The following is a 23,224-nucleotide window of genomic DNA, read 5'->3' as shown; positions in this document are numbered from 1 at the left end:
AAACTGAAAAGCAAAGCATAAAAAACTGTTTGTCATTGCCATGTCAACCGGCCTCTAATAGAAGGCTCGCCTTCGATGCGCCGACATTGAGCATTTTTTCATGGCTGATATGGAACCGACATGGCTGACGTAACTTCTTCTCGCAACAGCTATGTCTCTTCGAAATGGCTGAGTTCCGGTGTTTCGAAAGGCGCGCTCTACAGTTGGCTTTCGTGGCTCGTTCCTGCTGTGGTTCTGGTGCTTTGGGAGACCGCGGCGCGTCTTGGACTGATTGCTCCTCAGGTACTCCCGGCACCAAGCAGTGTCGCCGAAACCGCGTTGGATCTGGTCAGAAATGGGGATCTGTTCGTTCACCTCGGCGTTTCGCTTCTGCGTGCCGTGGCGGGCTTCATAGTCGGCGGAGCGATCGGCCTCGCGCTTGGCATCACGGTCGGCTTCTCGCCGCTGGCACAGGCGCTTTTCGACCGTTCGATCCAGATGGTGCGCGCCATCCCTTTCCTCGCGATGCTGCCGCTCGTCATCGTCTGGTTCGGCGTGGGCGAGGTGGCAAAGATTTTTCTGGTCGCGCTCGCGGTGCTGTTCCCCATCTATATCAACACCATGCTGGGCATCCGCCAGATCGATCCGAAGCTGATGGAACTGGCCAAGGTCATCGGGCTGGACTGGACCGCGATCGTGCGACGGATCATTCTGCCAGGAGCAATGCCGTCGATCCTCACGGGCGTACGTTATGCGCTCGCTCACGCCTGGCTCGCGCTTGTGATCGCTGAAACACTCGCGACGACAAAGGGCATCGGCTTCCTCGCCATGGATGCCCGCGAATTCCTGCAAACCAATGTCATTCTGCTGACCATGATCATCTACGCGATCATCGGCGTCGTGGCCGACGCGCTGGTGCGGTTGCTTGAAACCCGTTTCCTCTCATGGCACGCGAATTACGCCAAAGGAGCGCAAAAGTGAGCGGAAGCATCGCACTGCCCCGTGATCCCGAAGTTTCGGCACTCGTCATCGAAGATCGAGTCAGTCAGTCCCCGCTGGGCGTATCCGTACGCGGCCTGCGGCGCTGCTATGGCACGCGTGTTGTCATCGATGCGCTGGACCTTGATATTCACAAAGGTGAATTCGTCGCACTGCTAGGTGAAAGCGGGTGCGGGAAGACCACCCTGCTGCGCGCGCTTGCTGGGCTCGATCTGCCTGACGCCGGGCAGATCCGCGCGCCCGATCGCCCTTCTGTCGTGTTCCAGGAGCCTCGGTTGCTGCCTTGGGCTACGTTGTGGGAAAACGTCGCGCTCGGTCATGAAACAACGGTCGGCCGGGCCGGCGCAGCGCGCGCCCTGGCCGAAGTCGGGCTTGACGGTCGCGAGAGCGACTGGCCCCGCAATCTCTCGGGCGGTCAAGCGCAACGCGTCGCGTTGGCGCGCGCTCTCGTTCGCGATCCCGCGCTCCTGCTGCTGGACGAACCGTTTGCGGCGCTCGACGCGCTCACGCGAATCAAGATGCACGGACTCGTCAAGGAACTCGTTGCCCGCCATCACCCGGGCGTGCTGCTCGTGACGCATGACGTCGACGAAGCGCTCACGCTCGCCGACAGGATTCTCGTCATGCGCTCGGGGCGCATCGCGGCTTCCTTCCGGCCCAAAAATGGCACGCCACAAGAACTGCGGTCCACGCTGCTCGAAGAACTGGGCGTTCCGTCTCACTGATCGATTTCCTGTATTACTCCAAGGACCTGAAAAGAATGAATGATTCTTCGCTGAGTCGCCGCCAGCTGCTGCGCGCGGCGGGTGGCCTGCTGGCCGGTGCCGCCGCCAGCAGTCTGTTCCCAGCCCGGGCAGCCGAGCCGCGCAAACTGACACGCAACACCGATACGGTTCGTATCGGCTGGGGCTACGGGAGCCTGCCAGACGTCGCCAAGCAACGCGGCGTGTTCGAAAAAACGCTCGCCGCAAAAGGCATCAAGGTCGAATGGATCGGTCCGTTCCCGAACCACGCGCCGTCGATTCAGGCCGTGGTCGGCGGCAGTGCGGATTTCGGCTTCTGGGGATCGACCACGCCGGCATTGGCCGCCATGCTGGCCGGGTCGCCCATCGTCTTCAATGCGTTCGATGTCTATTCGCCGCGCTCGACCGCCATCATCGTGAAGAAATCGAGCGGCATCAACTCGGTTGCCGATCTGGCGGGCCGCAAGGTCGCGATCAATCGTTCGGGGCTTGGCGAATTCCTGCTGATCGCAGCGCTGGAAAAGAACCACGTCGACCGCGAGAAGGTCGAGTTTGTCTACCTGAATCCGCCCGATGCCGCTCCGGCGTTCGCGCAAGGCAAAGTCGATGCCTGGTCGATGTGGTCACCGGCGGTGGACATCGCGCGTAATTCGAACGATGCAAAGGACATCTTCAACGAGGGACGCGACCTCGATTTCCTGATCGATTACAGCTCGCTGGTGACGCGCCGAAGGTTCACCGAAGAGAACTCCGATCTGATTCGCGCAGTGATCGATGCGTACTACGTCGAAGGCGCGTGGCAGTCGACGCACTCTACCGAAGCCGAGCAACTCGCACAGGGAGAAGCCAAATACCCGAACCAGGTGCGCGATTATCTGGCCGGCCTGAAGCGGGTGAATCAATTCCACGAACCCGACGACGCCGCTTTCATCTCGCAGCTTCAACGGGCAGCCGACTGGCTCGCGGAACGCAAGATCATCCACTCGCGAATCAAGGTCGCGGATTACAGCATCAAGGTTTGATGGGGCAAATGATGATCGCACGACACATTCGTCCGGGCGTCGAGGTGAAGGCCGGTGGCCGCAACGAAGCTTTCTGTGGTCGGCGTAAGCATGTCTGACGCCACGATCGTCGATAGCGGCCGGCCCCAACTCGTCTCGCCACTGACCGCAACCCTCGGCTTTTCGGAGGCCATCGCCGATATCGCGTCGACTGCCGCCGAGCGGGAAGTAACGCATCGTCTGCCATACGATGAGATCGCGAGGCTCAAGGCGCTGGGCTTCGGTGCACTGCGCCTGCCGACCGAGGCAGGAGGACGAGGTGCGTCGCTGACCGACCTCTTCGTCGTAGCCCGCGATGTTGCAGCGGCCGATTCTAATATCGCCCATGCTTTTCGTAACCATCTGTGGCAAGTCGAAGCGTCGCTTAGACAGCGAGATCATCCCTTCCATGCGCATGTCCTCGACCTGGCCAGACAGAACAAGACAGTCGGTCTCAGCTTTACCGAGAGCGACGTGGTGGCGGCCGGCGCTCGTCCCATCCGCGTGCTGAGCAAGCTCGAATGGGACGAGACACGGCATGCCTACATCGGCTCCGGAGATAAAGTCTATGCGACCGGCAACCTCTACAACGACGCATTTATCGGCCTCGCTGTGGAAAGCCGTGCCGGCCGGACGGTGCAATACGTGCTCGACCGGGGCGAAGGGGTTAGCGACCACGACGACTGGCAGGGCTTCGGCCAGCGCCTGACAGGCTCAGGCACGGCGACGTTTCGCGCCGTGATCGTGCCCTCCGACCATGTTTATCCGCCGGATCCGCCGAAGGCTGAGGAAGCCGCGCCGTGGGGATATACGTTTCATCAGGTTTATCTGACCAACTGCATCGCCGGCGTCGTGCGGCGGATCGTTCTGGACGCTATAGAGGTGCTGCGCGCACGGGGACGCAACTTCTATCATGGCGAAGCCGCGCATCCGACCGATGAGCCGGTCCTGCAGACGTTGCTCGGTCGTATCCGCGCGTATGCGGCCAGCGCCGAGGCGACTGTCGATCGCGCTGTCGGCGCGCTGCAACGAGCGTGGGACAGTTATGGCACCAGCGACGAATATGAGAGCACACTTGCCGCTACGCTTTCGGCGGCAGAAGCCAAAGTGGTGATCGACGATCTCGCTCCGCAGATCGCGAGTTGGCTGATCGACCTTGGGTCCGGCTCGGTCGTCTCGCGTGTGGGCGCAATGGACCGGCACTGGCGCAACATCAAGGTCATTGCCTCGCACAATCCACGACTTTACAAGGAGCGCCTGCTCGGCCAGAACTTGCTCACTGGGCGTCTTCCGCCCACAGGCGCGTTCTTCTGAGCGCGAACGCCGTCGTCCCTGGTGCCGGGGACGAGCCTTGATGGCCGCCAGCGAGATACTCCGCGCTCAGGCGGAAAGCAGACGGCGAACGCGCGGCGCGACCTCTTCTGCAAAGCGCTGCATGTCGGCCTCGAACGGCTGGAACTGCAGCATGAAGAGTTCGATCCCCGCTCGGTGAAACTCGGCAATACGCCGCGCGACCGTATCGTAATCGCCAACGAGTTTTGCGGCAGTCCCCCCGTTCGAACCGACACGGGGCGACTGCGCGAATGTCTGGATCATCACGACGTTCGGATCGATATTGGCTTTCTGCCGCTCCCGCAACGGCTTGTCCAACTCGGCCAGCGCGAAGAGATGTTCAAGGTGAGCCTCTGCCTGCACCTGTGTTTCGCGTGCGATCACGAAAGCCGACAGGCCAAAACGCAAAGCGTCCTGCCCGACCGGGCGAGCGCGAGCGGACACGTCGGCGATCAGACGCGCGACGTCGTCGTGCGGTTGACCGTTGATGAACCACACGTCGCCGTGTGCGGCCACCAGCGCGCGCGCCGGCTCCGACTCACCGCCCACATAGATCCGCGGACGCGCGCGAAACGGATCGGCGGGACGCAACTGATACCCGTCGATGCGGAAGTTGTCGCCGTGATGATTCACCACTTCGCCGCGCAACAGCGCATCGACGACCGTGATCCATTCGCGGCCGTACACGTAGCGTTCATCGTGTTCCGGAAAGCCGATGCCGGCGCGCTCTAGCTCCGGACGATTCCATGCGTTCACCAGGTTGATCGCAAAGCGCCCGCCACTAATGTGCTCGATTTGCTGAGCCATCTTGGCGAGTACGACCGGGTGATAGAGATAGGGCTTGATGGCCGCAATGATCTCGATGCGCGACGTGAGCGCCGCCAATGCAGCCGATGCCGTCCATGCCTCGAGCTGGTCGAGCGAGGCGTCATGCGGATTGACCGTATGCTGGGCGACGAGCACCGAGTCGTAGCCGAGGCGCTCGGCGTCGAGCACGAGCGCCTTGTTGCGCTCCCATGAGGCGTCATACGGTTCGGCGGGATCCTGCAGCGCCGCACGGCTGCCATGCACGAGCGCCCAGATACCGAAGCGTGGAGATTTGACTGACATCGATTTGATACGCGGGAAGAGACACGTGAAGGGAGGCTCATGCTACCGCTACCCGTGTGCCTCGCCTTCCAATTTCTATCGATATGCAATTGGCAGAATGGCATTAAGACCCTCGGATTGGCGCGTCAACAATGACACTTGCCCGGCCTATCCTCAAGGGGACGAGCCTGGCTCAACCCGCGCGCAGCCGATGAGCCAGCTTTACAGGCTACTTCCTGTATTTGCCATTTACAGGCTATTCTTTGTATTTGTCGAATACAGGATATATACTGTTTTTGTCATTTACAGGCTGGTTACTGTTTTTCACGACTATCCGAGGTCGACCGTGGACTATCCCGTTAAAACCCCTCGCCAGTTGCGGCCCATTCTTGTCGGCTTCCGCAAGGCCGCCGGACTCACGCAGGCCCAAGTGGCGAGCCGCTTGGGGATCACCCAGCAGACCTACGCCCAACTCGAGGCAAAGCCCGAATCCGCGAGCATGGACCGCCTATTCCACGTTTTGAAGGTGCTCAAGGTCGATATCGTTCTGACCCAGGTGTTGAGCCCGGCAGATCTCGAAGGCCGCCCATCCGCGCGTCTGCGGACAACGGAGTCGCCGGCCGTGGCGAAACAGAGCGTGACAAAAAAGCGCGCGACTACTACGGCCGCGAAGACGGCCGGTAGCCGGAAAGCCGCCGCCACACCGGCGCGCGGTAGCACGCAAGGCACACCGAAGCCGCTCACACGGAAGCGAGCGGCGTCAATGGCTGCTGCACCCAAGAAGCGGGAGGACTGGTAACAATGGGCCGCCGCGCACACACCAAAAGCCTGAACCTCTGGATGAACGGGTTGCCCGTCGGTACATGGGAGACAACCCGGGACGGGGAAAAACTCACTTACTTCGAAGATTGGATAGCAGACGAACAAGGACGTCCCCTGTCGCTCTCGCTGCCGTTTACGGCCGGCAATCAGCCCTACCGCGGCAAGGTCGTCTCGGACTATTTTGACAACCTGCTGCCCGATAGCAGGGCTATCCGCGAGCGCATCGCAGGGCGCTACAAAACGGGTGGCACGTCGCCTTTCGAGTTGCTGGCCATGCTTGGCCGAGACTGCGTAGGTGCTATCCAGATGCTGCCTCCGGATGAAACCCCGGTGGATCTTGAGCAGATCAGCGGGCGCCCCCTCAACGAGGCGGAAATCGCGCGGCTACTGCGGGAAACAACGGCCCCGCCCGTGTTGGGCCAGCATGAGCCCATCGACGACCTGCGCCTGTCCATCGCTGGCGCGCAGGAAAAGACCGCGCTTCTGTGGCACGACGACCAGTGGGCCATTCCGGAAGGCAGTACCCCGACCACGCATATCCTGAAGCTGCCTCTTGGGCTCATCGGAAACATGCGCGCCGACATGCGCGCGTCGGTGGAAAACGAGTGGCTGTGCTCGAAAATCGTCGCCGCGTATGGTTTGCCCATCGCCAGTTGCGACATCGCAACCTTCGAGGACCAGAAAGTACTTGTCGTCGAGCGATTCGATCGCAGGTATGCGAGCGACGGTTCATGGATCCTGCGGCTTCCCCAGGAGGATATGTGCCAGGCGACCGGAACGTCCGCAGCGGACAAATATGAGTCAGATGGCGGCCCCGGCATCCAGAAGGTCATGGAAGTTCTGGCTGGTTCAGAGCGTTCCGCGATCGATCAGCGCCATTTCTTCATGACGCAGATCGTCTTCTGGATGCTCGCAGCCACCGACGGGCACGCAAAGAATTTCAGCATCGCCCACCTGAAGTCGAACCGCTATGAATCCACGCCGATCTATGACGTTCTCTCCGCGCACCCGATTATTGGAAACGGACCGAACCTGCTTTCCGCGCGTCGGGTGAAACTGGCAATGGCGGTGAGGGGCAACAACGCTCACTATCTGATCAATGAGATCCGGCGACGCCACTGGACTGCGCAAGGGCAACGAGTCACGCTAGCCCCGGCTGATGTCGAGGAGATGATCACCACCCTAACGGACATGACGGAGGCTGTCGTCGCGGAGGTTGATGCGCTGTTGCCAGCCGCGTTTCCAAACGATGTGTCGGACAGGATCTTTGAGGGCCTGCGACAACAAAGCTCGAAGCTCGCTGCCCAGTAGACCGGTTGATGGCAACGCGTACCGGCGCTAGCCAGTCTGCAACGTCAGCAGATTCTTCTCGAACAGATAGCCAGGCGGCTCCTCCTCACCGAAATCATGGGCCGACAACAGCGTATAGCCACTCGTCTGATAAAGCGCGATGGCTTCGGGCTGACGGGGACCGGTGCTCAGAAATACCCGCGTGTAGCGCTGACGAACAGCCTGCGCCTCGAGCTCGGCCAGCACGCGACGTGAAAGCCCCTGACGACGATGGCTGCGACGGACCCATATGCGCTTGAACTCGGCGGTGCCGACGTCATCATGGCGCATCAACGCGCCGCCTGCGATTGCCTGCCCGTCGCGCAACAGCAGCACGAACGCGCCGTGCGGCGCAGCGAACGCCTCGTCCGGATAGCGCCGGAGTTCGTGTGAAATTTCCTCGGCATTGATGAGCCCGGCGTAGCGGCTGCCGTACTCGTAGGCTAATTCATCGAACAAAGGACGGGCCAGCGGGTCGTGAACCGAGACGTAAGCGAAGCGGTCCTCCGGCACAACGGACGAGAACACAGCTACCATGCCTTACCCCTTGCGTGTGTGGCTGAACTCATGGTGAACAATCCCTTCGAAATGAGTGAGTAAAACGTATTCGCGCTCGCTGGAGCTACGCCGGCGACAAACGCGCCACGGCTAGGCGGCCGCGGCCTCGCGCGCGGCTTCGGGCCGCCAGCCGAGTTCGGGTGCGACGCGCGTGACGACATCTTCGAGAATCTGCTGATAGTTTTCGAACGGCAGGTCGTACGGCAATTCGAGGCGCAGTTCACGAACCTGCCCGACGACGGGATCCGCCAGCAAGCGGCTGACGATCTCGTCAGCCGTACCGACGAGATCGGGCACGAACAGCGTGCGCCGCTCGCCATGCGGAGTCAGCGTGCGCGCGTGGCGCCCTTCGGCGAACTCGCGATAGCGCTGTCGTGTGCGGGCATCGGCGCTGTCGGTCGGCACGATCACGCGGCCTAGCGCAACACGCGGCGGCCGCGCTTCGCTCCAATGCGACCGGAACAGATCAAGCTGGCGTAACTGCGCCTCGCGATAGTCGTCAGTGCCCTCGCCCGTCGTGATATTGCCGATCAGCAGATTGAAACCGTTGCGGCCGGCCCATTCGATCGAACGACGCGAACCGCCGCCGTACCAGAGCCGATCGGTCAGGCCCGGCGCGTACGGCGTCACACGGGGGCGCACACGGCCCGCCGCCGATTCGACGAAAGTATCCTCGTCGCCCAGCCATTCTTCCGCGAGATTGCGGCGCAGACGCTCGACGCGCGCATGCGAGAAATCGATCAGTCCAGGATTGGCATCGAAGAGCCGCTCGCCGAGCAGAATGCCGTGCGCGGGCGCGCCCGCGCTCAGGCCGATGTTCAGACGGCCGCGCGATAGCACATCGACGGTGGCAAGATCCTCGGCAAGACGGAACGGGTTTTCGTAACCCATCTGGATCACGGCCGCGCCGAGTCCGATACGCGTCGTGCGCTGGCTCGCGGCCGCGAGGAAAGTCGCGGCGGACGACACCGCCCGTTCGAGGTGGCGTTGACGCACCCATGCGCTGTCATAGCCGAGCGCCTCGCCGGCGCCAAAGAGTTCGAGCGTCCGCTCGAAGCCCGCGAGCGGGGCGTCGTCCGGGTAATTGCCGGGCGTCAGGAAAGCAAGATGATCGATGTGGACGGCACACATACCGGACCTGGTGGTTGTTCTGGCGATTTCGATGGCACCCGACTGATCGCGCCGCCAACCGGGGGCGGCGTTTGCAGCAGGAACCGCTCTTGGTTCAGGCGTCCGGAAAGCCGGGCGGATTCGTTTCCGAGTGAGCCACTGCTTCCGTTTGCAGACCCCAGCGGGCAAGCGCCGTGCGATATTGCCCGCCACGGATCAACCCGTTCGTCGCGATGGTCAGCGCCTGCGCCAGTCCGCTCCCCTTGCGAGTCGCGATCGCGACATCGGCCTTGAACGGCCAGCCGGCGTTGACCGTGCCCACCTGACGGATCTGCCCCTGCGTCGCGGCCTCATAGGCCAGCGGCGCGTGCGGATTGAAGATGGCATCCGCGCGCCCCGACAGCAGCGCAAGGCGCTCGGACGCGCCGTCGTCGTAGTACTGCAACGTGGCCTCCTTCAATCCCTGCGCCGCGTTGCGCCGGTTCCATTCGAGCAGAATGCGCTCCTGAATCGCACCCGAGCCCGTGATGATGCGCAGCCCCGCAATGTCCTTAGGTTCGCTGATCAACTTGATGGAGCTGTCGTCCCGCACATAGAAACCGTGCAGGCCCAACCTGTATGTCGTGAAGTCGAATTTCTGTTTGCGCTTCTCCGTCACGCCGACGTTCGAAATCACCGCGTCGTAGCGGCCGGAGGCAAGACCAAGCGGCCAGTCCGGCCACGCGACGGGCACGATTTGCAGCCGCAGGCCGAGTGCGTCGGCGACCAGCTGCGCGTAATCGGGATCGGAGCCGACGATGCTGCGGGCATCGGTCGCGTACGTGGCGATCGGTGCCGCGAATGGCGCTACCGCCACCGTGAATACGCCGGGTGTGACGAAGCGATAGTCCGTCACCTGGCGCAGCACTTCGGGATCTTTCGATGCATGCACGCGGCCTTGCTGCTGCGGGCTGAAATCGTAAGACTGCGTGGCTGCCCGTGCGAGGCCGGCGTGCCACGCGATCGGCACGGCGGCCAGCGCGGCCATGTTGCTCAGGAATGTCCGGCGTTTCGTCATCGATCGAGTCGGGGGTTGGGGTTGTCTGCGTGACATGCGTTTCAAAGCACCTTCGAAAGGAATTCGCGGGTACGTGGATGGGCCGGGTCGCGCAGCACACGCGACGGCGGACCGGACTCCACGATGCGGCCACCATCCATGAAGACGATCGTGTCGGCGACCTCGCGCGCGAAGCCGATCTCGTGCGTGACAATGATCAGCGTCGTGCCGGAACGCGCAAGCTGACGGATCACGTCGAGTACCTCGTTGACGAGTTCCGGATCGAGCGCCGAGGTGGGTTCGTCGAACAGCAGAACCTTGGGCTTGAGCGCGAGCGCACGCGCGATCGCCACGCGTTGCTGTTGGCCGCCGGATAGCTGGCGTGGCCACGCGTCGGCCTTGCCCGTGAGTCCGACGCGCGCGAGCAGAGCGCGCGCCGCCGCTTCTGCCTGCGCTCGCGGCACGCCCGCCGCGAGCGGCGCCTCGACGACGTTGTCGAGCACAGTCAGATGCGGAAACAGGTTGAAGCTCTGGAACACCATCCCGACATCGTCGCGACGGCGCTGAAGAATGTCCCGCTCCTTGAGCTCATAGAGCGTGCGCCCTTCGCGGCGATATCCAACGAGTTCGCCGTCGATGTCGATGAAGCCGTCGTCGACGCGTTCAAGGTGATTGATCGAGCGCAGCAACGTCGACTTGCCCGAGCCAGACTGGCCGAGAATCACGGTGACGCTGCCCGACGGGACCGACAATGAGACATTGTCGAGCACCTTCAGCGTGTCGAAGCTTTTCGACACGTTGTGGATGCCGACCCGGCCGCCGACGCGCCGCTGGGCCCAGCCTCCCGCTGCCGCGTCCGCCGTCGTTGGTGTGCGTTGCTGGCGATCCGGCGGACCCGAGGCCTCGCTGCGAGCAGCACGCGCGGTACGCCACCGCCCGAATAGCGCGGTCAGTGGCGACACCGCCACCTGCTCGCGCGTCGCGCCGCGTGCGTAGTAACGTTCGATGTGAACCTGGAGCGCCGACAACACGGTCAGGATGATCAGATACCAGACCGTCGCGACCATCAGTAGTGGAATCACTTCCAGGTTGCGGTGATAGATGATCTGCACCGTGTAGAACAGATCCGGCATCGCGAGGATATACACAACCGAGGTGCCTTTCGCGAGACCGATCACGTCGTTGAAGGCGGTCGGCAGAATCGAGCGCATCGCCTGCGGCAGTACGATGCGCCGGACCTGGCGCGCGCCCGGCAGGCCGAGCGCGGCGGCCGCTTCACGTTGTCCGTGGTCGACGGATAGAATCCCGCCGCGGATCGCCTCGGCCGAGAACGCAGCGTGGTTCAGCGTGAGTCCCAGTACTGCCGCGAAAAACGGACTGATCAGGTCAGTGGTCGATTGGTTGAGCAACGCGAAGTGCGTGAACGGCACGCCGATCCAGATCGTCTCGTACAGATAGCCGAGGTTGTTCAAGAGGAGCAGCAACACGATCGGAGGGATCGAGCGGAACAGCCAGATGAAGGCCCACGCACAGCCCGCCAGCAGCGGAGAACGCGATACGCGCGCCAGTGCCAGCGGCGTCGCGAGCGCGAAGCCGAACAGCGCGCCGAGCGCCGTCAGCACAAGCGTACGCCCGAGCCCCGAGAGCACCGGTTCGGCGAAGAACCATTGCGCGAAGACGCCCCAGCCCCAGCGCGGATTACCGAATATCGAATTCAGTACGAGCCCGATCACGACGATGGCTAGCACGGTGGCGGCCGTGCGTGCATGATGCCGCGCCGGCACGATCCGATAGCGCGCGTAGTCATGACCGTCATCGGCGCCGATCGCGTGTGCCGCGTGAACCGCATGAGCGGGACCGGCAAGCTGGGTAGTGTCGTTCATGATGCTGTCCTTGTGCGTGGCATGCCGTTCATCAGGCCGTTTCCGCGGTCACGTAGCGGCTTTCCCGGCGCGGCAGGCCCAGGTGATCGCGCAGCGTCGTGCCGGTCAAGGTTCGGCTGTAACGGCCGCGCGCCTCCAATGCAGGGATCACGTATCGAACGAAATCGTCCAGCCCTTCTGCCTGCGCCGGAAAGCCGAGGATGAAGCCGTCGGAGGCGCCCGCGTCGAACCAGCGGATCAGTTCGTCGGCAATCTGCTCGCCGGTGCCGATGAACTGCGTCTTCGGCGTGGCCACTTCCAGTGCGACCTCGCGCAGCGTTGCACCGGTGCGCTTGGCGTCGGCCTTGATGCGGTCGGTCGTCGAACGGAAGCTGTTCGAGCCGAGATCGCCCAGTTCGGGAAACGGCTCGTCGAGCGGGTATTGCGTAAAGTCGTGATGCTCGAAAAAGCGCCCGAGATAGGCGAGCGCATCGTCCACGGTCAGCAGGTCGCGGATCGCGCGATACTTCGCTTCGGCTTCGTCTGCCGTCGCGCCGACGATGGGTCCGATGCCCGGAAAGATCTTCACGTCGGTCGCCGCGCGTCCGTGCTCGACCGCGCTCTGACGAACCTGGTCGGCGAACGCCTTCGTTTCTTCGAGCGACGGCGAATGCGTGAACACTGCGTCCGCGTATTTGCCGGCGAGCGCAATCCCCGAATCCGACGAACCGGCCTGGAAGATCACCGGCTGTCCTTGCGGCGAGCGCTGGATGTTCAATGGCCCGGCGACTTCGAAGAATCGTCCCTTGTGATCGAGCGTATGCAGCTTGTCGCGGTCGAAGAAGCGGCCGCTCTCGCGTTCGCGAACGAATGCGTCGTCGTCCCAGCTATCCCACAGTCCCTGCACGACTTCCAGATATTCGTCGGCGATCTCGTAGCGCAGTTCGTGGTCCGGATGCTGGCCGCCGTAATTCTTCGCGGACCCTTCGAGCGGCGAGGTCACCACATTCCATCCCGCGCGCCCGCCGCTGATCAGGTCGAGCGACGCGAACTGCCGCGCCACCGTAAACGGATGACTGTACGAAGTCGACAGCGTGCCGGCGAGGCCGATTTTCGAAGTCGATGTCGCGAGTGCCGACAGGATCGAAATGGGCTCGAAGCGGTTCAGGAAGTGAGGAATCGACTTTTCGTTGATATAGAGTCCATCGGCGACAAACGCAAACGCAACGCCATTGGCCTCGGCCTTCTGCGCGACGCCGGTGATGAAATCCAGGTTGACGCTGGCGTCCGCGGGACCGGCCGGATGCTTCCACGCGTTCATATGGCCGCCCGCGCCGTGCAGCATGATGCCGAATGTGAGATTTCGCTGAGTCATAGTCTGGTCCGTAAATAGAATGAGCTAATCAGACGCGCGCGGTCTGTTCCGCGCCGGCCAGCGCTTCGACCGAAGCGAGGCGCAGCGCGTAGTCTGTTATCGGGGTGTCGATCACGAATTCTTCGATGCCGAAGCGTTCGTGCAAGACGTCGAGTTCCCGGCGCACGTCTTCCGCAGTGCCGGCGATGACGTGTGGATGCAGTTCGTCGAGACGATAGTCGGTCACGCCGGTTTGTCGCGCGAATTCCGCTGCCGCCTCGGGACTCGGAAGATTGACGCTCTGCCCCGTTGCAAGCTGCAGCTTAAAAATACGCAGTGCGCCGACCTGGCGCTGCGCTTCGGCGCGCGAGGGCGCTGCGAACGCGTAGAGCGCGAGCAGCGGCGTGCGTCCGGTCACGCTGCGATAGGTGTCGAGCGAGCGCTCGATGTTGGCTTCGTCGCCGTTGAAATGGCCGGCGTAGCAGAACTGCCAGCCGTGCTGCGCGGCAAGCGCCGCACTCTCCGCGCTCGCGCCCAGCAGAATGCGCTCGGGCGCTTCGGGCGGCGTCGGCAGCGCAATCGCGCCGGCCAGCGGGTGATCTTCCGCGACGCCCCACTTCAGGAATGCGTCGAGTTCCGCGAACTGATGCGCGAAGTCCTGCTTCTTCGCCTTGTCGTGAAACCATTGCAACGCGCGCGTCGTCAATGGCAGTCCGCCCGGCGCCTTGCCGATGCCGAGATCGACGCGCCCCGGCGCAAGTGACGCGAGCACCCGGAACGTTTCCGCCACCTTGAAGGGACTGTAGTGCTGCAGCATCACGCCACCCGAACCGACACGAATGCGCGAGGTGTGCGCGAGCAGATGCGACACGACGATCTCCGGCGCGGAACTCGCGAGTCCTGGTGCGCCATGATGCTCGGCGATCCAGTAACGCTTGTAACCCAACGCTTCCGCGCGCTGCGCGAGCCGCACGGTAAAGCGCAATGCATCATGAGCACTCTTTCCGTCGGCGATCGGACTCTTGTCGAGAATCGAAAGTGAGTAGGACATATCGAACCCTCCCAATGCACGCTGCGGCACATGGGAAAAGAAATTGATGGAATTCGCTGAACGACTCCGTTGATCCCATTATGGCTATCGGGGTGCGAAACCGTTCGAGCAAATTTTTCTATGCATATCAAGAAAACGTCAAAACACGTAGCGAGCCCGCGCGTAGTAGAAGCCGCCATTCACGCCTGTCGTCGAAGCGAATGCGTCGTACTGCACGCCTTCGAGTTGCGCTTCATAAGGCAGCTTGCTCGGATAGACGTTGAAGAGATTGTTGGCGCCCACCGCGATCTGGAATTTCTTCGTCACGTCATAGCGGACTTCGACGTCGGTGATGTAGCGGGCTGCATTCTCGAAATGGAGAAACTGTGTCGTCGAGAACGCGTTCGGCCCGACGATGTAGGTTTCCTCACTCGACGTGGCGCCATAACGCGTCTCGTGCAGGCTCACACCCCACTTGTCGAGATGCCACGTGCCGCCGATGATGATCTTGTTCTTCGGCGTCGACGTGCTCAGCCACGCGACCTGTTGCGCGTTGAGTTCCGGCTTGCCGTTCGGGCCGGTCGCGACATGCGTGACCGAGGTCGTATTGATGTTCACGCCCAGATCCCAGTCAACCCATCCGAAGCGGCCAAAGCCCGTGTGGTAAGTGCCGGTCAGATCGATCCCGCGAGTACGCGTGCTGGCGCCGTTGGTGAAGTAACTCGCGGATACCGCCGATGCCGGCACTGAAGTGGGCACCGACAGGCCCGCCGCCTGCATCGCGGCGATGGCATCCGCGCCCGACGCCGTACCGCCCTCGACGATCCGGTTGCGGATGTCGATCTGATAAGCGTCGAGCGTCACGTGCAGATTCTTGACCGGCGTCAGCACGAAGCCGATGTTGTAGTTGGTCGATTTCTCCGACTGCAGTTGCTGCGCACCGATCAGCTTCGCCGCTGCTGAGTTGGCCGCAAGCAGACCGAACACGGAGGCAGGCGATTCGTTGATATTGCTGTAGTACTCCTCGGCCAGCGACGGCGCACGGAAGCCGGTGCTGACACTGCCTCGGATCGCGAATGCCGGCGTGAAGTCGTAGCGCGTGGATAGCTTTCCGTTCGTCGTGTTGCCCACGTCGCTGTAGTGCTCGAAGCGTCCTGCCAGATCGACCGTCCATTTCGGCGTCAGGTGGGTCAACAGGTCGAGATAGGTGCCGAGCACGTTGCGCGAGTTGTCGCTCGCACTCACTGGCGCGAGGCCCGGCAGCGCCTGGGAGCCGCCGTCGACATACGACGCGTAATCGCCCGCTCCCACCGAGTAGGTCTCGCGGCGCTGCTCCACGCCCCATGAAACATTCACCGGCGCCGGGAGTAGCGGCAGCTGGAATGCCCGCGAGAAATCGAGGTTGTTCGTCAGCTGCGCGTTGCTGACGGTGGAAAGGTGAAAGCTGGTCGGCGTATAGCCCTGCGCCGCATACAACCCTGTGTTAGCCGAGTTGCGCAAGCCCACGACGTCATGATCGCCGCCGTAGGTTGTACTCAGATCCCACGACCAGCCGAATAGATTCTGGCCCTTGATGCCCGTCGTCACCGAAAAGTCGTTCTCGTTGATTGTCTCCACCGGCACGAAACCGTTTGGATAGATTTGCGGCAGCACTGAAGGCGGACGGTAATTCTGATAGGACTCTGCGTCGCGATGCGCATAGGTACCAAAGCCATGGAGTTCGACATCGTCGCCGAGGTAGTAGCCGGCGTTGTAACCCACTGACGTGCGCGTGCTCGCCGGGTCGCCCTCGATCGGATTGTAGTAACCGTGGCCCGGTTGAAACGATCCGAAGTAGTCGTCAGGGCCGGTGCGGATCGTGTGGTTCTGACGATTGTATTCCGCGCTCAGATCGAGAAATCCCTTGCCGCCCAGGTCCAAACCGATAGTGGCCGACTCGCCGTTCTTGAAGCCGTCGCCGGCATACGTCTGGCCGTTTGTCGTCTGCAACTCTCCGCCGTGCGAACCTTTCTTCAGGATGATGTTGATAACGCCCGCGATTGCGTCCGAGCCGTACTGTGCCGCGGCCCCATCACGCAGCACCTCGATGTGGTCGATAAGCCCCACCGGAATCATGTCGATATCGACACCGGTCGAGCCCTGGTTCAACCCGCCGTCGAGCGCGATATTCGCCGTGGTATGACGGCGCTTGCCGTTCACCAGCACGAGCACGTGGTCAGGACTCAGCCCGTGGAGCGTCAGCGCGTCGGTCAGCACCGCGGCATCGCCTGCGTAGTTCTCGCGCGAGATCGACGGCGATAGCTGAACGAGCGCATCACGCAGATTGCTTTGGCCAGTGGCGCGCAATTGAGCGCCGCTGATCACGTCCACCGGTGTCAGGCTCTGGCTTGCCTTCGTGTCGGTACGCGTACCAGTGACGACCACCGTATCCTGCTGCACGGTATTGACTGCGCCGGACTGCTTCGCGTCGGCCGCTCCTGCATTCGGCTGAGCGGCGCTCGGTGCAACGGCGGCAGCGTTGCTCGCTTCCGTCGGCGCCGCCGCGCTCTGTGCCCATGCCACGCTGTTGCAAGTGGCTGCCAGAACCGCAACTGACAGCACTTTTCTGCGAACCCCGATAATGGGCCGATCGGCCCTATTCTTCCTGTCTTTCCCACGCATCGACTATTCCGTTGGTTATTTGCGGACACAATGCTCCAGCACGTGCCTGATATCAGACACGCGCAAAGCCACTCTGTAGTAATCCTTATGATTGACAACTGACCTTATCGAGGCAGTCTCAACTGCCTCGACGATTTAACTCTTGGGAAGCCCCGGAGGATTCGTTTTGGCCTGATCGATCGCTTCGGAGCCGAGATTCCAGCGGTCGAGTACCTGAGTGTATTTACCGCTGCGAATGAGGTCGTTCAGCAGCACCGTGAGCGGCGCGGCGAGTCCACTGCCCTTCTTCGTCGTGATCGCGACATCGGCCATGATCGGCCAGCCGCCGCTGATGGTGCCGACCGCGCGTATTCCGCCCCTCTGCGCGGACTCGTAAGCGAGTGCCGAGTTGACGCTAAGGATCGCGTCGGCGCGCCCGGAGCGGAGCGCCACATCCCTGACGGCGATATCGTCGTAGTACTGAATCTGCACGGGCTTGAGTCCGTGCGCAATGTTCTCCTTGTCCCACGCGAGCAGGATCTTTTCCTGATTCGTGCCGGAGTCGGTAATGACTCGTAGACCCGCAACGTCCTTCGGCTCGCGGATCGCCTTGATCGGACTCGAACTGGCTACGTAGAAACCGAGCACGTCGCGTCTATAGGTTGAGAAATCGAATTTCTCCTTGCGCTGCTCGGTGACCGTCACGTTCGACAGAACCGCGTCGACCTTGCCCGATTGCACGGCGAGCGGCCAGTCTTCCCACGCGAGCACCACGATTTTTAGTTTGCGTCCCAAACCGTCCGCGACCAGTTGCGCAAGATCCGGGTCGAAGCCGACGATCGTTTTGTTATCCGTCGCATAGGTGCCGAGCGGCGGCCACGCCACGGTCATGCCAATGACCAGTTCGTCCTTCGCGGCAAACGGAAACGTCGCCGGTACAGCCTTGATGGCCGCGGTGTCAGCCGTGGTCCGGATCTGGTCGTGCTGATCCGGACTTAGATTGAAGACGCTGCTTGCCGCTAGAGCGATGCCTGCTACACCCATCGCCAATGCGACGAACGTCCCGGCCGCAGCTACCCGAATTCCCCTGCTTTGCTTCATGACTTGATGTACCCCGTGAGATGAACGAATTGATCGATGCGCTACGTTGCGCACGTGACTACCGTTGGCCGAGCGGCTCGGGCGCAACCAGATCGTGTAACGAGTCGACGCGACCCGGCTCCAGCAAATCCTTGCCGAACGGAAGACGAAAATGGATCTCAGGTGCGATCGAACGGTCGAACAGCGGCTCGTAGCCCGCATTGAAATAGAGTCCGCTTGCTTCCGGCTGTTTGAAGCCGGTGGTCAGATAGACGCGGCGATATCCCTGGCGCAGCGCTCGATCCTCGAGTTCCTGCACGACGCGGCGAGCCAATCCCTGACGTCGCTGGCTAGCGTGTGTCCAGATGCGCTTGAGTTCCGCGGTCGTCGCGTCATAGCGCTTGAACGCACCGCCGCCGACCGTCTCCCCATCGCGCACGACGACAATGAACGCGCCATCGGGCGGCGCGAACAACTCGGCCGGATAACGCAACATCTCTTCACTCACCGATGCCGCGCTTGCCGGCCGGAACTCGCGATAGCGTGTCGTGTATTCGACGTTCAGCGCGTCCAGTAGCGGCCGCGCAATCGGATCCAGCGGCGTGGTGTCAATAATTTTGTAGGTCATGCTGAATAGGGGGATAGCTCTTATCCCTACCGCTCCTGTCGTTGAATTCTTTTTCCCGTCCGACTTTGATTGGCGTCGAACTATAAATAAGATAACAGGCCGCCCATTCCGAATGAACCAAACATTTAACGAATCGTTATTCCGTGTAATTCGTATATTTAATTGACGTCGTTAACCGCGCTATAGCGGCAGGTGCTCTAAATGAGGGTGATATACGCTGATTGGCTGTTTATTGATTGCACATTTATTTCATGTTGCTTTCATGTTTAAGCTGCCTCACCAACGAAACGTGGCAAACACCCATCCGGTAATGATTTTATATCCCGGGTTTGACGTCCAATAATTGCAGAATTATTTCTAATTACTTTCAAATATTGAATTCGCTTGATCAGGCAGATCACGGCAGAACATCCGCAAGTCTAATAGAGCGTGTAAATTTCCAGAATAGCGGCGTAGGTTTTTTGTTTCTGGTTAATTCTAATCGTTCATTTCGCGTCGCCATTCATCTCATTGCGAACCGGATGGCACCGTCGATGAAACGTGCAATCTTCCACAATAGCGGCACTGGACCTCGCCGCATCGTCTTCAAACCGGCTCGGCGAGATGGAATAGACAGTCGCCACGCTCTACGGCGGCCGGCACACGTTTGCAAACGACCTCGCCCGCGCTCGCGAAAAAGGTGGTGACCGGTTCCCGCAGCGGCGTGTCGGGGAAATGGATTCGCGCCGCAGGCTGGCCCGCCACGACCTGATCGCCCAACTCGACGAGTGGCTCGTACACGCCGCGATCATAGGCATAGACATAGTGGCGCGAGCCGGACACCGTGAAGAAGCGCGTCTGCGCGGGCGGGCCGTCCGGTACGAGCGGTCCACTCAACACGCCGATGAAGCCGAGCAGATTCAGCAGTCCGTGTCGCGCATCGCGCAGCAGGCTCGCCTGCACGGTGCCACCGCCGCCGAGTTCCGTGAGAATGGAAATCGCGCCCTGCCGCCGCGCGGCGCTCGCCGCGTGGACCGGATTCGGCCGATGCAGAAATGCACGCGGCAACCCGAATGCAGCGAGCAATGCCTTGAGTCGTTCCTCTTCCTCGGGATCGCGCGGCTCGATGGCCAGCATATTGGCGCCGTGGTAGAGAAGCGAACTTCCGCCCGAATGCAGGTCGATCAGATATTGCGCGCGTGCAAGCAGCGAGTGCTCGATGTAGTCGGCAATCGCGGCGGTCGGCGCGCCTTGCGGATCGCCAGGAAAACTGCGGTTCAGGTTGCCGCCGTCGAGCGGCGAAGTCCTCAGGCCCGCGGCCGCAGCCGGAAAATTCGCCATCGGCAAAAAGATCAGTTGCCCGCGGACCCATTGCGGTTCGATCTCGCGAATCAGACTGGAAACGAGTACCTGTCCTTCGTATTCGTCACCGTGATTGCCGCCCATGAGTAGCACGACGGGACCGTCGCCGTTGCGCACCGAGGCGATCGGAATCGGAATCCAGCCATACGCGGAGCGATGAACCGAGTGAGGTAGGCGCAGATAACCTACGTGACGTCCGTCGGCATTCAGGTCGATTTCATTGTGGAGCGTGCTCATGGGATCTCCTTCTTGATACGCGACGACCGCTCAGACGCGCTCACTGCATATATTGTTCATTGCCGATAAGCCCGATCTTCGTCGCCCCTTCGCGCTGGGCAGCGGCCAGTACGGCGGCCACGTCCTTATACGGCGCGAGCTTGTTCGGCAGCAGATGAATCTCCGCCTGGTCCGTGTGCGCCGCGACCTCGGCCATATGCTTCTCCAGATCGGCGCCGGCCGCAACCGGCGCGCCGTTCCACCTGATTGTGCCGTCGAAATCGATGTCGACCTGCACGACCGGCGGCGGCACGGCTTGAGGCGGTGGCTTGCCGACTGGCAGGTTCATCTTCACCGAGTGCATCTGGATCGGAATCGTGATGATCAGCATGATCAGCAACACCAGCATCACGTCGATCAGCGGCGTGGTGTTGATGTCCACCATCACCTCCGGTTCATTGCCGCCACCCGAAGATACATTCATTCCCATCGTCGTCTCCTGTCGATCGGACTTGGCGCTTTAGCGCTTAGTCCGATCCCATGCAAATCTAACCGCCGCGCGCCGGCGGTTGAGTAACAAATGACATCTTCGAAATCCCGGCACGCTCGCAGGCCGTGACCACACGGCCGATGAACTCATAGCGCGTAGTCTGGTCACCGCGTACATGTACCTCTGGCTGCGGCAGCTTCACCGACGCCACTTTCAGCCGCGCGAGCAAGGTCGGCCGATCGACCAGCTTCTCGTTCCAGAACAGGTCGCCGTCCTTGTTGACCGCGATCTCGATGCTGTCCGGTTTCGACTGCAACGGATTCACCGTTTCTTTCGGCAACTGCACCGGCACTGTGTGCGTGACGACCGGAATCGTGATCAGGAAGATGATCAGCAGCACCAGCATCACGTCGACGAGCGGCGTTGTGTTGATGGCGGCGATCACCTCATCCTCGTGACCATCCTGTCCAACGTTTATGGCCATGGCTTCTAGCTCCGCCTGTTGGGTGGCTCAATGCGCGTTCGCGACCGCGCGTACCTGGCGCTTCGTGCCCGGCAGCAGGACAGTGTGCAACTGCGCGCCGAAGGCACGCACGCGTTCCATCACCGACTTGTTGCGACGCACGAGGAAGTTATAGCCCAGCACGGCCGGCACCGCGACCGCGAGGCCGATCGCCGTCATGATCAGCGCTTCGCCGACCGGGCCCGCCACCTTGTCGATGGACGCCTGTCCGGCGATGCCGATCGCGGTCAGCGCATGATAAATCCCCCATACCGTGCCGAACAGGCCGACGAACGGCGCCGTCGAGCCGACCGTGCCAAGGAACGCGAGGCCGTCCTGCAAGCGGTTCGACACGTTGGTAATGGCGCGCTCGATGGACACGTCGATCCAGGTGTTGCGATCCACCGCTTCGAGCAACGCTTCGTCGTGGTGCTTGCCGGCCTCGATCCCTACCTGCGCGATAAAACGGAACGGCGAATTCTCGTCGAGCTGCTCCGCGCCTTGGGCGAGCGACGGCGCGCTCCACAGTTGCTCGTCGGCCGATTTCGCGCGGTGGTTTGCCCGAAGTTGCTCGAAGAACTTGGTGACCATGATGTACCAGCTTCCCATCGACATGAGCACGAGCAGAATCAGCACGAAACGCGCGACGAAGTCGCCGTTCGCCCAAAGCGCGCTGAGACCGTACGGGTTGGTCACTTCGGTGCTGGTCGCCGCAAGTGGCGGCGGCACCGGCTGGTCGGCGGCCGTGGTCGGCTGCGACGTCGCTGTGGCGTGTTCTGCACTCGATGCAACGGGAGTGGACGGTACAGAGACGGCCGGCGCGCTTGCCTGGGCCCAAACCGCCTGCGGCGCGGCAAGGAAGCTGACGGGCGTAACCATGATCAGCAAGCTGGCCGCCACGGCGGCAAAGGAACGCTTCTTCATACATGCTCCAGACGGTGCAGTCATTGATAGTGAGTGAGTTGGCATCAAGGCAGGCAAGGATCGCGCACGCGACGCTCAGTTCAGGTTGAACGAGAACGGCACCTGGACGCGAACCGGCTGCCCTTGCGAAATACAGTTGAACTTCTTCACCGCGGCGAAGGCCGCTCGATCGAGGATCGGATCGGCGGACTGCTCGACCTTCTCGTCGGTCACGCGCCCCTGCGGGTCGACCACGAAAGAGATCGTCACGTCGCCCGTGATGTTGTTGTCCTGCGCTTCCTGCGGATAGCCCATCGAGCGGCGAATCTCGTCCGAGTTCGGACACACGACGCCGATCACGTGGCTAACCGGCTTGGCGGGCGCGGGCGCCGGCGGTGCCACAGGCGCGGGCGTCGGGGCAACCGGAGTCGGCTCCGGCGTGGCCTGATGCGTGATCGTCGGCGCGGGCGGTGGCGTCACCGCCACTTCGGGCGGTGGCACGAATGGTCGCGGTGGCGGCGGTGGCGTGAATTTCGGCGGCGGTAGTTTCACCGTCGGGATCGGCGGCGGCGGCGGCGGTTTCATCGGTTCGATGATCCTGGTCTCGATCGGCTTCTGCACGATCTGCACGACCTTGTTCGCAAGGCCGTTCGTCAGCGCCCAGATGAAGAAGATGTGCAGTAGCAGGACCACGGTGATGCCGGCGTAACGGCGAACCGGATTCTGCCGGCGACGCCCGTACTGGCGTGGACCTGCGCCCGACGGCGCAGATCTGGAAATCAGCTCTGTCGACATGCATCACTCCGGTGGCTGTAGCCTGTACTGCTCACGACCGATCTCCTGAAACCTTGCGCAATGAAGCGCGGGCGTTTTATGCCGCGTCGCTATGGGAAGTGAAATACGTTATCCGCACGCCGTATTGAAGTGAACAAAGAATTCCGTATTTGGATTCCTGCGCACGCATAAGAAAGATCGGAGTGAACCGGATCACGCGATGCTGACTTCCGCGCTCAGAGTTTTCGGGGGTGTGGGCAAATGCAGATGGGCAAAGCGGCATAGGCGGCGCGCCCATGGCAACATTGAAGCGAATAGCTTCGCATTGGGAATAAGCTTGCACGCCTCCCTGTGCCCTTCCGCGCCT

Annotated in this window: 21 protein-coding genes; 6 read left to right on the top strand and 15 right to left on the bottom strand. The window is 61.8% G+C overall.

Going from position 1 to position 23,224, the window contains the following annotated elements; translation table 11 throughout:
• Positions 1–120: 120 nt before the first annotated feature.
• From HF916_RS19720 to HF916_RS19705, 4 genes are all read left to right on the top strand, one after another.
• Positions 121–960: an ABC transporter permease subunit gene (locus HF916_RS19720; protein WP_168790531.1), complete on the top strand. Its 840-nt coding sequence runs from the start codon at positions 121–123 to the stop codon at positions 958–960.
• Positions 957–1,703 (top strand): ABC transporter ATP-binding protein, encoded by a 747-nt coding sequence (locus tag HF916_RS19715; RefSeq protein ID WP_168790530.1) that lies wholly within the window; start codon positions 957–959, stop codon positions 1,701–1,703. The genes HF916_RS19720 and HF916_RS19715 overlap by 4 nt, the downstream gene beginning before the upstream one ends.
• Before the next feature lie 35 nt (positions 1,704–1,738).
• Complete coding sequence (locus tag HF916_RS19710; protein ID WP_168790529.1) at positions 1,739–2,743, top strand: NrtA/SsuA/CpmA family ABC transporter substrate-binding protein; 1,005 nt, start codon at positions 1,739–1,741, stop codon at positions 2,741–2,743.
• Between the two features lie 90 nt (positions 2,744–2,833).
• Entirely contained in the window at positions 2,834–4,075 is a 1,242-nt protein-coding gene (locus HF916_RS19705) for an acyl-CoA dehydrogenase family protein (protein WP_168790528.1), read from the top strand.
• Positions 4,076–4,141: 66 nt separating this feature from the next.
• Here the strand turns inward: HF916_RS19705 and HF916_RS19700 are convergent, their stop codons facing one another.
• Positions 4,142–5,203, bottom strand: a complete 1,062-nt coding sequence (locus HF916_RS19700) for an LLM class flavin-dependent oxidoreductase (RefSeq protein WP_168790527.1) — start codon at positions 5,201–5,203, stop codon at positions 4,142–4,144.
• Between the two features lie 190 nt (positions 5,204–5,393).
• On the opposite strand from HF916_RS19700, the gene HF916_RS19695 reads away from it, so the two are divergent.
• Both HF916_RS19695 and HF916_RS19690 read left to right on the top strand, forming a co-directional pair.
• Positions 5,394–5,981 carry a helix-turn-helix domain-containing protein gene (locus HF916_RS19695; protein WP_206001917.1) on the top strand — a complete coding sequence of 196 codons (588 nt, stop codon included), beginning with the start codon at positions 5,394–5,396 and terminating at the stop codon, positions 5,979–5,981.
• A gap of 2 nt (positions 5,982–5,983) precedes the next feature.
• Positions 5,984–7,315, top strand: a complete 1,332-nt coding sequence (locus HF916_RS19690) for a type II toxin-antitoxin system HipA family toxin (protein WP_168790526.1) — start codon at positions 5,984–5,986, stop codon at positions 7,313–7,315.
• Positions 7,316–7,342: 27 nt separating this feature from the next.
• Here HF916_RS19690 and HF916_RS19685 read toward each other — a convergent pair whose 3' ends face one another.
• The 14 genes from HF916_RS19685 to HF916_RS19620 all read right to left on the bottom strand — a co-directional run bounded on the left by HF916_RS19685 (position 7,343) and on the right by HF916_RS19620 (position 22,878).
• Positions 7,343–7,870, bottom strand: coding sequence for a GNAT family N-acetyltransferase (locus HF916_RS19685; protein ID WP_168790525.1), 528 nt, complete (start codon positions 7,868–7,870; stop codon positions 7,343–7,345).
• Between the two features lie 111 nt (positions 7,871–7,981).
• A complete protein-coding gene (locus HF916_RS19680) occupies positions 7,982–9,022 on the bottom strand; it encodes an LLM class flavin-dependent oxidoreductase (RefSeq protein ID WP_168790524.1) in 1,041 nt (346 codons plus the stop codon).
• Positions 9,023–9,116: 94 nt separating this feature from the next.
• Positions 9,117–10,058, bottom strand: a complete 942-nt coding sequence (locus HF916_RS19675; RefSeq protein ID WP_168790523.1) for an ABC transporter substrate-binding protein — start codon at positions 10,056–10,058, stop codon at positions 9,117–9,119.
• A gap of 41 nt (positions 10,059–10,099) precedes the next feature.
• Positions 10,100–11,920, bottom strand: coding sequence for an amino acid ABC transporter permease/ATP-binding protein (locus tag HF916_RS51525; protein ID WP_168790522.1), 1,821 nt, complete (start codon positions 11,918–11,920; stop codon positions 10,100–10,102).
• Positions 11,921–11,951: 31 nt separating this feature from the next.
• Positions 11,952–13,274, bottom strand: coding sequence for an LLM class flavin-dependent oxidoreductase (locus tag HF916_RS19665; protein WP_168790521.1), 1,323 nt, complete (start codon positions 13,272–13,274; stop codon positions 11,952–11,954).
• A gap of 28 nt (positions 13,275–13,302) precedes the next feature.
• Positions 13,303–14,304 (bottom strand): LLM class flavin-dependent oxidoreductase, encoded by a 1,002-nt coding sequence (locus tag HF916_RS19660; protein WP_168790520.1) that lies wholly within the window; start codon positions 14,302–14,304, stop codon positions 13,303–13,305.
• 138 nt (positions 14,305–14,442) lie between these two features.
• Positions 14,443–16,944 carry a TonB-dependent receptor plug domain-containing protein gene (locus HF916_RS19655; RefSeq protein ID WP_168790519.1) on the bottom strand — a complete coding sequence of 834 codons (2,502 nt, stop codon included), beginning with the start codon at positions 16,942–16,944 and terminating at the stop codon, positions 14,443–14,445.
• Between the two features lie 135 nt (positions 16,945–17,079).
• Positions 17,080–18,024 (bottom strand): ABC transporter substrate-binding protein, encoded by a 945-nt coding sequence (locus tag HF916_RS19650; protein WP_168790518.1) that lies wholly within the window; start codon positions 18,022–18,024, stop codon positions 17,080–17,082.
• Between the two features lie 58 nt (positions 18,025–18,082).
• Entirely contained in the window at positions 18,083–18,631 is a 549-nt protein-coding gene (locus tag HF916_RS19645) for a GNAT family N-acetyltransferase (RefSeq protein WP_168790517.1), read from the bottom strand.
• A gap of 585 nt (positions 18,632–19,216) precedes the next feature.
• Positions 19,217–20,209: a succinylglutamate desuccinylase/aspartoacylase family protein gene (locus HF916_RS19640; protein ID WP_168790516.1), complete on the bottom strand. Its 993-nt coding sequence runs from the start codon at positions 20,207–20,209 to the stop codon at positions 19,217–19,219.
• Between the two features lie 40 nt (positions 20,210–20,249).
• Positions 20,250–20,678 carry an ExbD/TolR family protein gene (locus HF916_RS19635; RefSeq protein ID WP_168790515.1) on the bottom strand — a complete coding sequence of 143 codons (429 nt, stop codon included), beginning with the start codon at positions 20,676–20,678 and terminating at the stop codon, positions 20,250–20,252.
• Between the two features lie 58 nt (positions 20,679–20,736).
• Positions 20,737–21,162 carry an ExbD/TolR family protein gene (locus HF916_RS19630; protein ID WP_168790514.1) on the bottom strand — a complete coding sequence of 142 codons (426 nt, stop codon included), beginning with the start codon at positions 21,160–21,162 and terminating at the stop codon, positions 20,737–20,739.
• Between the two features lie 27 nt (positions 21,163–21,189).
• Positions 21,190–22,104, bottom strand: a complete 915-nt coding sequence (locus HF916_RS19625) for a MotA/TolQ/ExbB proton channel family protein (protein WP_168790513.1) — start codon at positions 22,102–22,104, stop codon at positions 21,190–21,192.
• Positions 22,105–22,179: 75 nt separating this feature from the next.
• Positions 22,180–22,878 (bottom strand): energy transducer TonB, encoded by a 699-nt coding sequence (locus tag HF916_RS19620; RefSeq protein ID WP_168790512.1) that lies wholly within the window; start codon positions 22,876–22,878, stop codon positions 22,180–22,182.
• Positions 22,879–23,224: the final 346 nt, after the last annotated feature.

Source organism: Paraburkholderia aromaticivorans (assembly GCF_012689525.1).
GTDB lineage: Bacteria > Pseudomonadota > Gammaproteobacteria > Burkholderiales > Burkholderiaceae > Paraburkholderia > Paraburkholderia aromaticivorans_A.
Note: the sequence above shows the minus strand (reverse complement) of the source record. Positions and strands in the feature narration are given on the sequence as shown.

Excerpts from the sequence above, each read along its gene's own strand:
- HF916_RS19720 (WP_168790531.1), top strand. The coding sequence starts at position 121 with ATGGCTGACGTAACTTCTTCTCGCAACAGCTATGTCTCTTCGAAATGG.
- HF916_RS19710 (WP_168790529.1), top strand. The coding sequence starts at position 1,739 with ATGAATGATTCTTCGCTGAGTCGCCGCCAGCTGCTGCGCGCGGCGGGT.
- HF916_RS19705 (WP_168790528.1), top strand. The coding sequence starts at position 2,834 with ATGTCTGACGCCACGATCGTCGATAGCGGCCGGCCCCAACTCGTCTCG.
- HF916_RS19700 (WP_168790527.1), bottom strand. The coding sequence starts at position 5,203 with ATGTCAGTCAAATCTCCACGCTTCGGTATCTGGGCGCTCGTGCATGGC.
- HF916_RS19695 (WP_206001917.1), top strand. The coding sequence starts at position 5,394 with ATGAGCCAGCTTTACAGGCTACTTCCTGTATTTGCCATTTACAGGCTA.
- HF916_RS19690 (WP_168790526.1), top strand. The coding sequence starts at position 5,984 with ATGGGCCGCCGCGCACACACCAAAAGCCTGAACCTCTGGATGAACGGG.
- HF916_RS19685 (WP_168790525.1), bottom strand. The coding sequence starts at position 7,870 with ATGGTAGCTGTGTTCTCGTCCGTTGTGCCGGAGGACCGCTTCGCTTAC.
- HF916_RS19680 (WP_168790524.1), bottom strand. The coding sequence starts at position 9,022 with ATGTGTGCCGTCCACATCGATCATCTTGCTTTCCTGACGCCCGGCAAT.
- HF916_RS19675 (WP_168790523.1), bottom strand. The coding sequence starts at position 10,058 with ATGACGAAACGCCGGACATTCCTGAGCAACATGGCCGCGCTGGCCGCC.
- HF916_RS51525 (WP_168790522.1), bottom strand. The coding sequence starts at position 11,920 with ATGAACGACACTACCCAGCTTGCCGGTCCCGCTCATGCGGTTCACGCG.
- HF916_RS19665 (WP_168790521.1), bottom strand. The coding sequence starts at position 13,274 with ATGACTCAGCGAAATCTCACATTCGGCATCATGCTGCACGGCGCGGGC.
- HF916_RS19660 (WP_168790520.1), bottom strand. The coding sequence starts at position 14,304 with ATGTCCTACTCACTTTCGATTCTCGACAAGAGTCCGATCGCCGACGGA.
- HF916_RS19655 (WP_168790519.1), bottom strand. The coding sequence starts at position 16,944 with ATGCGTGGGAAAGACAGGAAGAATAGGGCCGATCGGCCCATTATCGGG.
- HF916_RS19650 (WP_168790518.1), bottom strand. The coding sequence starts at position 18,024 with ATGAAGCAAAGCAGGGGAATTCGGGTAGCTGCGGCCGGGACGTTCGTC.
- HF916_RS19645 (WP_168790517.1), bottom strand. The coding sequence starts at position 18,631 with ATGACCTACAAAATTATTGACACCACGCCGCTGGATCCGATTGCGCGG.
- HF916_RS19640 (WP_168790516.1), bottom strand. The coding sequence starts at position 20,209 with ATGAGCACGCTCCACAATGAAATCGACCTGAATGCCGACGGACGTCAC.
- HF916_RS19635 (WP_168790515.1), bottom strand. The coding sequence starts at position 20,678 with ATGGGAATGAATGTATCTTCGGGTGGCGGCAATGAACCGGAGGTGATG.
- HF916_RS19630 (WP_168790514.1), bottom strand. The coding sequence starts at position 21,162 with ATGGCCATAAACGTTGGACAGGATGGTCACGAGGATGAGGTGATCGCC.
- HF916_RS19625 (WP_168790513.1), bottom strand. The coding sequence starts at position 22,104 with ATGAAGAAGCGTTCCTTTGCCGCCGTGGCGGCCAGCTTGCTGATCATG.
- HF916_RS19620 (WP_168790512.1), bottom strand. The coding sequence starts at position 22,878 with ATGTCGACAGAGCTGATTTCCAGATCTGCGCCGTCGGGCGCAGGTCCA.